The 11,453-nt window shown below is 63.0% G+C and carries 12 protein-coding genes; 7 read left to right on the plus strand and 5 right to left on the minus strand.

Features of this window, described 5'->3' with window-relative positions:
- Positions 1 to 78: 78 nt before the first annotated feature.
- The 5 genes from ACVDG8_RS33930 to ACVDG8_RS33950 all read right to left on the minus strand — a co-directional run bounded on the left by ACVDG8_RS33930 (position 79) and on the right by ACVDG8_RS33950 (position 5,469).
- The gene (locus ACVDG8_RS33930; RefSeq protein ID WP_455707408.1) at positions 79 to 936 is read right to left on the minus strand and encodes an ABC transporter ATP-binding protein; all 858 of its coding nucleotides are present in this window, start codon (positions 934 to 936) and stop codon (positions 79 to 81) included.
- Positions 911 to 1,861, minus strand: coding sequence for an ABC transporter permease (locus ACVDG8_RS33935; RefSeq protein ID WP_447252366.1), 951 nt, complete (start codon positions 1,859 to 1,861; stop codon positions 911 to 913). The genes ACVDG8_RS33930 and ACVDG8_RS33935 overlap by 26 nt, the downstream gene beginning before the upstream one ends.
- 10 nt (positions 1,862 to 1,871) lie before the next feature.
- The gene (locus ACVDG8_RS33940) at positions 1,872 to 2,837 is read right to left on the minus strand and encodes an ABC transporter substrate-binding protein (protein WP_447252367.1); all 966 of its coding nucleotides are present in this window, start codon (positions 2,835 to 2,837) and stop codon (positions 1,872 to 1,874) included.
- 540 nt (positions 2,838 to 3,377) lie between these two features.
- A complete protein-coding gene (locus tag ACVDG8_RS33945) occupies positions 3,378 to 4,571 on the minus strand; it encodes an IS91 family transposase (protein WP_447252368.1) in 1,194 nt (397 codons plus the stop codon).
- The gene (locus ACVDG8_RS33950; protein WP_455707409.1) at positions 4,543 to 5,469 is read right to left on the minus strand and encodes a tyrosine-type recombinase/integrase; all 927 of its coding nucleotides are present in this window, start codon (positions 5,467 to 5,469) and stop codon (positions 4,543 to 4,545) included. The genes ACVDG8_RS33945 and ACVDG8_RS33950 overlap by 29 nt, the downstream gene beginning before the upstream one ends.
- A gap of 235 nt (positions 5,470 to 5,704) precedes the next feature.
- Between ACVDG8_RS33950 and pcaF the strand changes: the two genes are divergently transcribed.
- The 7 genes from pcaF to ACVDG8_RS33985 all read left to right on the plus strand — a co-directional run bounded on the left by pcaF (position 5,705) and on the right by ACVDG8_RS33985 (position 11,440).
- On the plus strand, positions 5,705 to 6,910 hold the full coding sequence (gene pcaF / locus ACVDG8_RS33955; protein ID WP_447252369.1) for a 3-oxoadipyl-CoA thiolase: 1,206 nt from the start codon (positions 5,705 to 5,707) through the stop codon (positions 6,908 to 6,910).
- Positions 6,911 to 6,936: 26 nt separating this feature from the next.
- Positions 6,937 to 7,941: a 1,2-phenylacetyl-CoA epoxidase subunit PaaA gene (paaA, locus tag ACVDG8_RS33960; protein WP_447252370.1), complete on the plus strand. Its 1,005-nt coding sequence runs from the start codon at positions 6,937 to 6,939 to the stop codon at positions 7,939 to 7,941.
- 36 nt (positions 7,942 to 7,977) lie between these two features.
- Positions 7,978 to 8,262, plus strand: coding sequence for a 1,2-phenylacetyl-CoA epoxidase subunit PaaB (gene paaB, locus ACVDG8_RS33965; protein WP_447252371.1), 285 nt, complete (start codon positions 7,978 to 7,980; stop codon positions 8,260 to 8,262).
- Positions 8,262 to 9,026 carry a 1,2-phenylacetyl-CoA epoxidase subunit PaaC gene (gene paaC / locus ACVDG8_RS33970; RefSeq protein WP_447252372.1) on the plus strand — a complete coding sequence of 255 codons (765 nt, stop codon included), beginning with the start codon at positions 8,262 to 8,264 and terminating at the stop codon, positions 9,024 to 9,026. The genes paaB and paaC overlap by 1 nt, the downstream gene beginning before the upstream one ends.
- Before the next feature lie 69 nt (positions 9,027 to 9,095).
- Positions 9,096 to 9,593, plus strand: a complete 498-nt coding sequence (gene paaD, locus ACVDG8_RS33975; RefSeq protein ID WP_447257167.1) for a 1,2-phenylacetyl-CoA epoxidase subunit PaaD — start codon at positions 9,096 to 9,098, stop codon at positions 9,591 to 9,593.
- Positions 9,594 to 9,600: 7 nt separating this feature from the next.
- Positions 9,601 to 10,674, plus strand: coding sequence for a 1,2-phenylacetyl-CoA epoxidase subunit PaaE (gene paaE, locus ACVDG8_RS33980; RefSeq protein WP_447252373.1), 1,074 nt, complete (start codon positions 9,601 to 9,603; stop codon positions 10,672 to 10,674).
- Positions 10,664 to 11,440 (plus strand): Phenylacetic acid catabolic protein, encoded by a 777-nt coding sequence (locus ACVDG8_RS33985; RefSeq protein ID WP_447252374.1) that lies wholly within the window; start codon positions 10,664 to 10,666, stop codon positions 11,438 to 11,440. The genes paaE and ACVDG8_RS33985 overlap by 11 nt, the downstream gene beginning before the upstream one ends.
- The last annotated feature ends 13 nt before the right edge of the window (positions 11,441 to 11,453 follow it).

Raw genomic sequence — 11,453 nt, forward strand, 5'->3', positions numbered from 1 at the left:
AACCCGCCTGGCCCGGACCCGATGAGGTTCCAGCCGGCGAGGCGTCTGGCGCGTTGCGATTGATCATCTTGTCTCTCATCAGGAAGCCGCCGCAAGCAGCGTGCGGTCCGGCAGCGCCTCGCCGACCAGTCTTTCGAACTGGCGGGCAAGCTCGGCCACGTCGAGCGCTGCTTTTTTCTCGCCCGACAGATCCATCACCACCTTGCCGCGATGCATCATCAGCACCCGATCGGTGTGGGCGAGCGCATGACCAAGATCATGCGTGACCATCACCGTCGTGATGTCTTGCGCGCGCACGATCTCCTCGGTGACGTCGGCCACGACTTTGGCACGCTTGGGATCGAGCGCAGATACGTGTTCGTCCAGGAGCAGCACGCGCGGATTGCGGACCGCCGCCATTGCCATCGCCACGGCCTGGCGTTGCCCGCCCGAAAGCGTGCCCGTGGATTCACCGAGCCGGTCTTCCAGACCCATGCCAAAGCGCTGCAGAGCGCTTCTGGCGGCCGACCGCACGCCATCGCGGTCGTAGCGGCGAAGGCGGAAGGCACGCTGCCGTCCCATGACGGCCAGTGCAAAATTCTCCTCGATGCTGAGCGAAGAAAGCACGTTGTGCTCGGGGTTCTGGCGAACAAGCGCAATCTTTGAAGCCCGCTGCCACGAGGGCTTCTCGCTCATGTCCTCGTCGTCAATGGAGAGCGACCCCTCATCAAGGAGCAGTGTCCCCATGAGGATTGAAAGCAGGGTGGACTTTCCAGCGCCGTTCGAGCCGATCAATGCAACGTAGGAACCGCGCTCGATATCAAGGGTCAAATCATCGAGCGCCGTGAAGACTTCCTTCTTGCCAAGGCCGGCAAAGCGCTTCGTCGCGTGGCGAAGCCGTATGGCCGGTGGGGCGCCACCAATGCGTCGCTCAGAGAAGACTGGTGACACGATCATTCTCCAGGAATTGCACATGTTTGCGCCGGCGGGCCTGCCAGCCTTCGAATCCGGAGATCGTGAGCGTGCCCTTGCCGTGGATCCGGGCGGCGATGAAGGCGAACACCAGGAGCGCCGTGATCAGTCGAACCGAGTTTGGCGGAATGCCCATTCTGAGGCTGAGCGCCACGATACAGCGATAGATGATCACGCCGACGACCACGGAAGCCACCCCGACGGCGACCTTGTCGGAACGGATGACACTGGTTCCGATCGTCAGGGCCGCTAGGCCAACGACGATTACGCCGCCCTGGATGGAGACATCCATAAAACCCTGGCTCTGCGCCACCAGTGCCCCTGATGCAGCGGCCAATGAATTGGCCAGCATCAGGCCAAGAACCTGATGCATCTCCGTGCGGATGCCGAGGCTGCGCGCGGTCTGGATGTTCAACCCGCTTGCGCGTGTCGCCAAGCCATATCCGGTGTGCAGAAGCCAGATCAGGAACGTCGCAAAAATCAACGTCACGAGGCCCGCCACAAGGATTGAAGCGGACTGGTTGCGAAGCCCCAGATCCTCCGCCCAGGTGAACAGCGTATCCACCCGCACCAGAGACACATTGCCTGTGCCCATCACGGCGATGCTAACGGACCACGCCGCTGTGGTCATCAAAATGCCGGCGAGCAGAACGTTCATCTGAAGGATTACGTGCAGCAGCGCCGTCACAAGTCCGGCGAGCGCGCCGGCACACATGCCAAGCAACAGCGAGCTGACCGGATCGACCCCCATGAGAAGGCTGCTCGCTGCAGCCGCACCACCAAGGCCGAACGAGCCTTCAAGTGTGAGATCCGGCAGGCTGAGCACGTTGATCGCGAGGTAAATCCCCAGCGCCAACGGTCCATAGAGGAGCCCAATCTGGGCCCCGATCACGAGCACATCGATCAGCATCGAATCCGCCTCAGTAGGTTTTGACTGCTGAGGTCATCATAGCCTCGGGAATCTTGAGCCCCAAAGCGCCCGCTTCGGTCTTGTTGATCTCGAAGCCAGCAATCTTGGGAATGATGACCGGTGTCGTGGCGGGGTTGGCGCCCTTTAGGACCGCCACCACAAGCTCGGCCGCCCTCGTTCCAACATTCACATAGCTATAGCTGCCCGCCAGAACCGCACCGCCTTTGACCGCATCGGACGTGCAGCCGAACACCGGGAGCTTGGCATCCTTGGCGACCTTGAGAGCTCCTGCCATGCCCGAGATTGTTGTCGTGTCGCAGGGGAACTCGATCGCCTGAACGCGTCCGACAAGCGACTGCGCCGCCTGGGTGGTTTCACCGGCATTTGCGATACCCGCGGTGACGTGCTTCAAACCTCTGCTTTCGATATGCGCAACAGCGCGCGCCGCCAGCGGATCGCCGGCAGGATCGCCAACTTTGTAGATGAGGCCGATTGTCTCGATCGTCGGCAGGATGCTCAGCATGCCGTCAATTTCCGATTCGACGGGGAGGGGATCCGAAACTCCGGTCATGTTGCCGCCGGGCTTTTCAAGGGACTGGACAATGCCGGCCTCGACGGGTGTCGACACTCCCACGAATACCACAGGCACAGTCTTGGTCGCCTGCTGTATGGATTGAGCCGCTGCGGTGCCGATGACCACAATCAGATCGCAACCACCATTGGCAAATTGCTGCGCTATGGTTTGCTGTGTTGCGGCGTCAGCTTCGGGGTTCTGGATATTTTGAACCACCTTGTCGCCACCCGAAGCCTTCAGGCCGTCGTTCATCCCTTTTAGAATGTCATCAATAACTGGCGCTGACGCATATCTGTTCACACAGACTGTTTTGCCAGAAAGCGCTGCATCTTCCGCCTTGGCAGTTCCCGAGTAGGCGAGAGTCAAACCTGCAACCGTCGACAGTGCGATCAGTGACTTCATGTCAGTTCCCCATGGTTGGCCGCCTTGTCAGCAGCACTCATCTGTTCCAATTATGAAACTGAATGCAGTTTCATAATTTGTCAATCCTTGCTGTGTAGGATTATTCGCTAGGTGGTCCATTGTTCGGCCCAGCGGACGGGTACCTTAAGCGGGATGGCTGCTTACTGACGACTTTTCGCCGAGAATCAGACGGGCAGCTTTCGTGGAGGTTTTTCGATGCGGGCCGCAGCGCAACGTTTGCCGCTGGCATTGGCGGCCCGCGTTGACAAACGGCCGAAGGAGGAAGCCGCGGGGGGCCGCGCGGGACCTATGGAGAAAGCGCGCGGCCGCGGGTGTGTGTTGAGGAGTTCGGCGCTGACGGCGGAAGCAAACGGGCCGGCCTGAGAGCGTGCGATGGCCTGATCGGCAGCAGATTTGACGGTCTCCTTCCTGACGGTTTCGACCGTTTTGCGGTGCTCAGCCTTATGTGGTGCAAACCGATGCCCTCCCGGAATGCCGTGTCTTTCCGGGTCAGCCCTGGCCGATATGAGGGGCGGTTCGTCATGCTGCCTGCTCCCGCGGTGGCGCACGGGATCTGGGCCTCTGGCCGCGGCGGAAGATCTCGATGATGCGCATGGGGCCGCCGCAGGCTGGGCATGGCTCTGTCAGCGTGAGCGGGATGATCTCGGCGCTTGGCACTTCATCCTGGACGACGGTCTCCGCCCCAAGCAATGTACGGATCTTCGCGATATTGGCCTTGCGCCCCGCGCTGGCCAGCAGGCCGTAATGGCGGATTCGGTGGAATCCGTCGGGCAGGACGTGGATCAGGAAACGGCGGATGAACTCACCAGTGGCGAGCCGCATGACCTTTTGCCGGTTGCCAGTCTTGATGCGGTAGTCCTTCCAGCGGAAGGTGACCGTCTCAGCATCGGCGCTGATCAGGCGGCTGTTCGAGATGGCCACGCGATGGGTGTAGCGGCTGAGATAGGCTAGCACGGACTCGGGCCCGCCGAAGGGAGGCTTGGTGTAGACCACCCATTCGGATTTGCGGAAGGGGGCAAGCCAGGCGCCGAAGGCGTCCGCCTCTGTCAATCCTGTCAGATCCCCGAAGAAGCTCAGTTCACCTGCGCGATGCAGAGCTATCAGCCCTTCCAGGAATAATCGCCGGAACAGACGAGACAGAACCTTCACGGGCAGAAAGAAGCCGGGTCGGCAGCCAATCCAGCGCGTGCCATCCGGCGACAGCCCACCGCCGGGCACGATGATGTGGACGTGCGGGTGATGGGTGAGCGCCGAGCCCCAGGTATGCAGCACGCTGGTCATGCCGATGCGGGCGCCAAGATGGCGCGGATTTGCGGCGATGGTGGTCAGCGTCTGCGCGGAAGCCTGGAACAGGAGGTCATAGACCGCCTTCTTGTTCCAATAGGCGATCTGCGCGATCTGTGCGGGGATGGTGAAGACAACATGGAAATACTCGACCGGCAGCAGGTCTTCGGCACGGGCGGCCATCCAGTCGCGCGCAGCCGGTCCTTGGCACTTCGGGCAGTGCCTATTTTTGCAGGAATTGTAGGCGATATGCTGGTGGCCGCATTTGGCGCAGGCAGCCACATGCCCGCCGAGCACCTCGGTCCGGCAGGCCTCGATCGCCGACATGACCTTGAGCTGGCTCAGACTGACATGCCCGGCATTGGCCTGCCGCCACGCAGGCCCATGGGCGCGGAAGATGTCAGCGATCTCCAGCTTTGGCCGGGACACCCGGCCCGTGCCTCACTCCAACCCGCCTGAGGGTCTGATCCTGCAACTGCTTCAGGCGCTCGAACGGGCTAACAATGTTGCGGATCGTCTTGGTGGCGACATGGGCATAGCGGGCGGTCGTGCTCAGTTTGGCGTGGCCGAGCAGAACCTGAATCACCCGCACATCGGTGTTTGCCTCCAGGAGATGCGTGGCGAAGGAGTGGCGCAAGGTGTGCAACGTAGCCGGCTTGGCGATGCCCGCCGTATGCCTGGCCGAGGTGAAGGCCCGATTGAGCTGGCGCGGCGAGATCGGATTGATCTTCGGCTTGCCCGGAAACAGCCATCCCTGCGGACGCGCCTCGCGCCAGTACTCGCGCAGCAGATCCAACAAGGCTGGCGACAGCATGGCCTTGCGATCCTTGCCGCCCTTGCCCTCTTCGACGTGGATCAACATGCGATCGCTGTCGATATCGGTGACCCTGAGGTTGCAGACCTCTGACGCCCGCAAGCCAGCACCGTAGCTGATGCCAAGCGCCGCGCGATACTTCAGCCCGGGCCCGGGAACCGCGGCCATCAGCTCGGCGATCTCCTCGACGCTCAAGACGACAGGCAGCTTCCGCGGGTTGCGCTGGAACTGCATATGCCGCTTCATCTCTTCGCGCCCGCAGGTGACGCCGAAGAAAAACCGCAGCGCGACGATCCGGGCATTGAACATCGAGGGCGTCACCCCGGCATTCGTCATGTGCAACTGATAGGCGCGCAGGTCGTTGGGTGTCGCGGTGTCTGGTGATCGCCTCAGAAACCCGGCGAAGTCTTTGATGGCCCGGATATGGGCCTCCTGGGCTTTGTCGCCCATTCCACGGATGCGCATGTCTTCGATCATGCGCGCGCGCAGTGGAGTGGTCCTTTCCTCCGTCACGGGAACCTCCTGTCTGATAATTGAGAACACCCCAATCGTCAGGCCAGGAACCCCGAGTCACAAAAAACCACGGTCGATCAGTAGGCGCACCGCCTGTTACAAGCGCCATTGCCGCGCGAGCGGCTTAGTCCCACGGCCCATTTCAGTCATCCCGGTTGATCTTAGGCTCAAAACATGCCATTCAATGACCGGCCGGTCGGTAAATAATGCTGTGATTGGTTTGGGAGAGTGGTTGATGTCCGAAGCCTTTATCTGCGATGCAGTCCGCACACCCGTCGGCCGTTATGGCGGGGCGTTGGCGAGCGTGCGCGCGGACGATCTGGCGGCGATCCCGCTCTCGGCTCTGATGCAACGCAATGGCGGCGTCAACTGGTCGGCGGTCGATGACGTCATTCTGGGCTGCGCCAACCAAGCCGGCGAAGACAATCGCAACGTCGCCCGCATGGCGGTGCTGCTGTCGGGCCTGCCGGTCAATGTTCCCGGCACGACGATAAACCGGCTGTGCGGCTCCGGGCTCGACGCGGTCGGGCTTGCCGCGCGCTCGATCAAGGCCGGCGATTGCAGCCTAATGATTGCCGGCGGTGTTGAGAGCATGTCGCGCGCACCCTTCGTCATGCCAAAGGCCGACACCGCCTTTTCGCGCGCCAATGCCGTCTATGACACGACAATCGGCTGGCGCTTCGTCAATCCGAAGATGAAGAAATCCCACGGCATCGACTCGATGCCGGAGACGGCCGACAATGTCGCCGCCGATTTCAACATTTCGCGCACCGATCAGGATTCTTTCGCGCTGCGCAGCCAGCAGCGTTGGGCTACGGCGCAAGCAGCGGGCCGCTTTGCCGATGAGCTGGTCGCGGTATCGGTGCCGCAGAAAAAGGGCGATCCGGTAGTGGTCGACCGCGACGAACATCCGCGCACCGAAGCCTCGATCGAGCAGCTCGGCAGGCTGAAGGGCGTCAACGGACCTGATCTTTCAGTGACCGCCGGCAATGCGTCGGGGGTCAATGACGGCGCCGCGGCACTGATCATCGCCAGCGAAGCTTCGGCCAAGGCGAACGGCCTGACGCCCCGCGCGCGCGTCATCGCCATGGCCGCCGCTGGCGTGGCGCCGCGTATCATGGGCATCGGCCCGGTGCCTGCCATGCGCAAGGTACTGGATCGCGCCGGCCTGACCGTCGGCCAGATGGACGTGATCGAGCTCAACGAGGCCTTTGCGGCCCAGTCGCTGGCGGTGTTGCGTGAGCTTGGCCTGCCGGACGACGCCTCGCATGTGAACCCGAACGGCGGCGCGATCGCCATCGGCCATCCACTCGGTGCCAGCGGCGCCCGTCTGGCGGCGACGGCAACCTGGCAACTGCAGCGCAGCGGCGGGCGTTATGCGCTCTGCACGATGTGTGTCGGGGTAGGGCAGGGACTGGCATTGATCCTCGAGCGCGTCTGACGCGCAGACCAGGAAGGAGAACGGCAATGTATGCACAGATGGTCAAGACCGATGCCGCCCGGGTGCGCAGCCTCGACGAGATGGACCCGGTCGAGCGCGCCTTTCAGGAACGCGTCAATGATGGCCAGAAAATTGAGCCCAAGGAATGGATGCCGGAGGCCTATCGCAAGACGCTGATCCGCCAGATCAGCCAGCACGCCCATTCCGAGATCGTCGGGCAACTGCCGGAAGGCAACTGGATCACCCGGGCGCCGACGCTGGAGCGCAAGGCGATCCTGCTGGCCAAGGTGCAGGACGAGGCCGGCCACGGGCTCTATCTCTACAGCGCCGCCGAGACGCTCGGCATCAGCCGCGACGAAATGTATGAGCAACTGCATTCCGGCAAGGCCAAGTACTCGTCGATCTTCAATTATCCGACGCTGACCTGGGCCGACATCGGCGCCATAGGCTGGCTGGTCGACGGCGCTGCGATCATGAACCAGGTGCCGCTGCAGCGCTGCTCCTATGGTCCCTACGCGCGCGCCATGGTGCGCATCTGCAAGGAGGAGAGTTTTCATCAGCGCCAGGGCTTCGACATCATGACTGTGCTGTGCCGGGGCACGGACGACCAGAAGGCAATGGCGCAGGATGCGCTGAACCGCTGGTGGTGGCCGTCCTTGATGATGTTCGGTCCCTCCGACGGCGACTCGGTTCATTCAGCGCAATCGATGGCCTGGAACATCAAGCAGGACTCCAACGACGAGCTGCGCCAGAAATTCGTCGACCAGACCGTGCCGCAGGCGAAGTATCTCGGCCTGACGGTGCCCGATCCCAAGCTCGCCTGGAACGACGAGAAGGGCGGCTACGATTTCGGCGAGCCGGACTGGAACGAGTTCTACGAGATCATCGCCGGCAACGGTCCCTGCAACCGCGAACGCCTCACTGCCCGCCAGAATGCCTGGAATGACGGCGCATGGTTCCGCGACGGCTTGAGCGCCCATGCCGACAAGCAGGCGCGGCGACGGCAAGCCGCGAAAATGGCGGCCGAATGATCGGCGCAAAGGCAACTCGTAGGAAAGAGTGACCCAATGTCCAAGGAATGGCCCCTGTGGGAAGTTTTCATCCGCGGCCAGCACGGCCTGAACCACCGGCATGTCGGCAGCCTGCATGCGCCGGATGCCGAAATGGCGATCCACAATGCGCGTGACGTCTACACCCGCCGCAACGAGGGCGTGAGCATCTGGGTGGTGCGCTCGTCAGACGTCGTCGCCAGCGCGCCGTCAGAAAAGGGACCGCTTTTCGACCCGGCCAATTCGAAGGTCTACCGGCACCCGACCTTCTTCGATGTGCCGGAAGAAGTGGGGCATATGTGATGCAGCCGACCGACATGCCGGCGCTAGCCGAATTCGCGCTCGCGATGGGCGACACGGCGCTGATCCTCGGGCATCGCAATTCGCAATGGTGCGGGCATTCGCCGGCGCTGGAGGAAGACATTGCGCTCGCCAACACGGCACTGGACCTGATCGGCCAGGCGCAGCTGTGGCTTGGCCTGGCCGCCGACGCCGAAGGCAAGGGCCGCACGCCGGACAATCTCGCCTATCTGCGCGACGCTCCCGCATACCGCAATTTGTTGCTGGTCGAGCAGCCGAATGGCGATTTCGGCCGCACGATCATGCGGCAATATCTTTTCGACGCCTGGCACCTGCCGATGCTGAAGGCGCTGTCAAAATCGCGCGAAGTCAGAGTCGCTGAAATTGCCGAGAAGGCCGCGAAGGAAGTCGCCTATCATCTGGAGCGCAGCGCCGATCTGGTGGTGCGGCTCGGCGATGGCACGGATGAAAGCCATGCCCGCATGCAGTCGGCGCTGGACTTCCTGTCTCCTTATACGGGTGAGATGTTCCTCGCCGATGCCGCCGACGAAGAACTGGCGGCGGCCGGCATCGTGCCGGCGCCGGATACGCTGCGCCCGGCATGGGACCAGCATGTCCGCCGCATGCTTGCCGACGCAACGCTGAAGCTGCCGGAAAAACCCTATGTACAGAAGGGCGGCAGGCGCGGCGTCCATTCCGAGCATCTAGGCTTCATCCTGGCCGAAATGCAGCATCTGCAGCGCGCCTATCCCGGCGCGGCCTGGTGAGGCGCGGTCATGGCTGAACCCCTTCTGACACCGGTCACGCCGACACCTCGCCCCATGCTGAGGGATGCGATGGACAGAGCCGTCCGCCCGTCCGTGGCGGTGATATGGTCCTGGCTGTCCGAAATACCCGACCCGGAAATCCCGGTCATCTCGCTCACCGATCTCGGCATCATTCGCGACGTCGCCTGGGTGGACGACACGCTCGAGGTGACGGTGACACCGACCTATTCCGGCTGCCCGGCAACCGGCGTCATCAATTTCGAGATCGACCGTCGTTTGCGCGAGCGCGGCATCGCCAGCTTGCGGCTAAAACGCCAGCTTTCGCCGGCCTGGACGACCGCCTGGATCGGCGCGGAAGGCCGCGAGAAATTGCGCGCCTATGGCATCGCGCCACCGGTCGAGGGAATTGCAGCCTGCGCCGGCGCTTTGCAGCCACGCGACGTCTCCTGCCCGCAATGCGGTTCGCGCAAGATCGAGCGCGTCAGCCAGTTCGGATCGACCCCATGCAAGGCGCATTACCGCTGCACCGAGTGTCTCGAACCGTTCGACTATTTCAAGAGCTTCTGAGAAACCGATGGCCCGCTTTCTGCCGCTTGAAGTCGCCGATGTCCGCCGCGAAACCCGCGATGCGGTGGTGGTCACGCTGATGCCTGCCGAAGAACATCGCGCCGCCTTCGATTTCACCCAGGGGCAGTACCTGACCTTTCGCCGCTCGTTCGATGGCGAGGAGCTGCGCCGCTCCTATTCCATCTGCGCCGGCAAGGATGAAGGCGTGCTCAAGGTCGGCATCAAGCGCGTCGATGGTGGCGCGTTCTCGACCTGGGCCAACGAGGAGCTGAAGCCCGGCGACACGCTGGAGGCGATGCCGCCGATGGGCGCCTTCCATATTCCGCTGGAGCCGGAGCGCGACCGCCACTATCTCGGCTTTGCCGGCGGCAGCGGCATCACGCCGGTGCTGTCGCTAATCAAGACCACGCTGTCCCGCGAACCGAGGTCGCGCTTCACACTCATCTACGGCAATCGCTCGATCAACTCGATCATGTTCCGCGAGGATCTGGAGGACATCAAGAACATCAATCTCGGCCGCTTCAACGTCATCCATGTGCTGGAAAACGAGGCGCAGGAGATCGAGCTGTTTTCGGGCCGCATCGATGCCGAAAGATGCGCGCGGTTGTTCAAGAGCTGGATCGATATCAGCGGCATCGACATGGCCTTCATCTGCGGCCCCGAGCCGATGATGCTGGGCGTGGCTGCATCGCTGCGCGAGCATGGCCTGCGCGACGACCAGATCAAGTTCGAGCTGTTCGCCTCCGCACCACGCCGCGCCGCCCATGTGGTCAAGGCGGTGGTGAACGGCGACGCCGCCGAGACCTGCAAGGCTTCGATCACGCTCGACGGCACGACCCGCGTCATCGACATGCCGAAGAAAGGGCAGACGATCCTCGAGGCCGCGCTCGGCGCCCGTCTCGACGCGCCCTATGCCTGCAAGGCGGGCGTCTGCTCCACCTGCCGGGCGATGGTGCTGGAGGGCGAGGTCGAGATGCAGGCCAATCACGCCCTCGAGGACTACGAGGTGCGGCGCGGCTATGTGCTGACATGCCAGTGCTTCCCGCTCTCCGACACGGTGGTGGTGACCTATGACCAGTGAGCCCGACGACAGCGAAGACGTTATGCCGCTGGAGTCCTATCTGGCTCAGGGCGGCATGCTGACGACGCCGGAGAACGCGCCGCCGCGCTATCGCGGCGAATTGCTGCGGCTGATGGCGACCTTCGTCGACAGCGAGCTGGCGGGTGCTGCGGGCTTCGCAGACATCATCAATCTCGGTCCGGGCATCAAGGCACGCATCGCTGCCTCGCGTATCGTGCTGGAGAAGCTCGACCATGCCGAGCGCGTGCTGGAGATCATGGGCGAGTTCGGCGCCGACATCTCGCGCTACGCCAACCATCACCCGTGGACGGGGCGCGTGGCGCGCGACAGCGACCTCGGTGCCGCGCACCACGGCTCGGATATGCGGCTGGCGGTGCTGCATTATCCGTTGCAAGGCTGGATCGACGCGGTGGTGATGAATGTGCTGATGGGCCGTGCCGTGGTGATCCAGCTCGGTGAGTTTTCGCGCCTGTCCTACCAACCTCTGGCGGAAGTCTTCCGCGCCATTGCACCGCGCGAACGCCGGCATATGGAGCTCGGCGAGGAAGGCCTGCGCAAGATCCTGGCGGGTAAGTCTGGCCGCGCGGAAATTGAAACCTCGATCGGCTACTGGCGGCCGCGTGTGGCGGCGAGTTTCGGTGGCGGCACTTCCGCGCATTTCGAGACGCAGAAGAAATTCGGCCTGCGCCACACCAGCAATCCCGACCTTGCCCGCGAATGGGAGCGGCAGGTGAGCGCCCTGCTGGACGAGGTCGGGCTCACCTGAGCGGTCTGACTGA

It is taken from the genome of Mesorhizobium sp. ORM8.1 (genome assembly GCF_053005525.2).

Bases quoted from the DNA above. Each gene is read 5' to 3' on its own strand.
- paaA (WP_447252370.1), top strand. From the start codon at position 6,937: ATGTATGCACAGATGGTCAAGACCGATGCCGCCCGGGTGCGCAGCCTC.
- paaC (WP_447252372.1), top strand. From the start codon at position 8,262: ATGCAGCCGACCGACATGCCGGCGCTAGCCGAATTCGCGCTCGCGATG.
- paaE (WP_447252373.1), top strand. From the start codon at position 9,601: ATGGCCCGCTTTCTGCCGCTTGAAGTCGCCGATGTCCGCCGCGAAACC.
- ACVDG8_RS33985 (WP_447252374.1), top strand. From the start codon at position 10,664: ATGACCAGTGAGCCCGACGACAGCGAAGACGTTATGCCGCTGGAGTCC.
- ACVDG8_RS33935 (WP_447252366.1), bottom strand. From the start codon at position 1,861: ATGCTGATCGATGTGCTCGTGATCGGGGCCCAGATTGGGCTCCTCTAT.
- ACVDG8_RS33930 (WP_455707408.1), bottom strand. From the start codon at position 936: ATGATCGTGTCACCAGTCTTCTCTGAGCGACGCATTGGTGGCGCCCCA.
- paaD (WP_447257167.1), top strand. From the start codon at position 9,096: ATGGACAGAGCCGTCCGCCCGTCCGTGGCGGTGATATGGTCCTGGCTG.
- paaB (WP_447252371.1), top strand. From the start codon at position 7,978: ATGTCCAAGGAATGGCCCCTGTGGGAAGTTTTCATCCGCGGCCAGCAC.
- pcaF (WP_447252369.1), top strand. From the start codon at position 5,705: ATGTCCGAAGCCTTTATCTGCGATGCAGTCCGCACACCCGTCGGCCGT.
- ACVDG8_RS33940 (WP_447252367.1), bottom strand. From the start codon at position 2,837: ATGAAGTCACTGATCGCACTGTCGACGGTTGCAGGTTTGACTCTCGCC.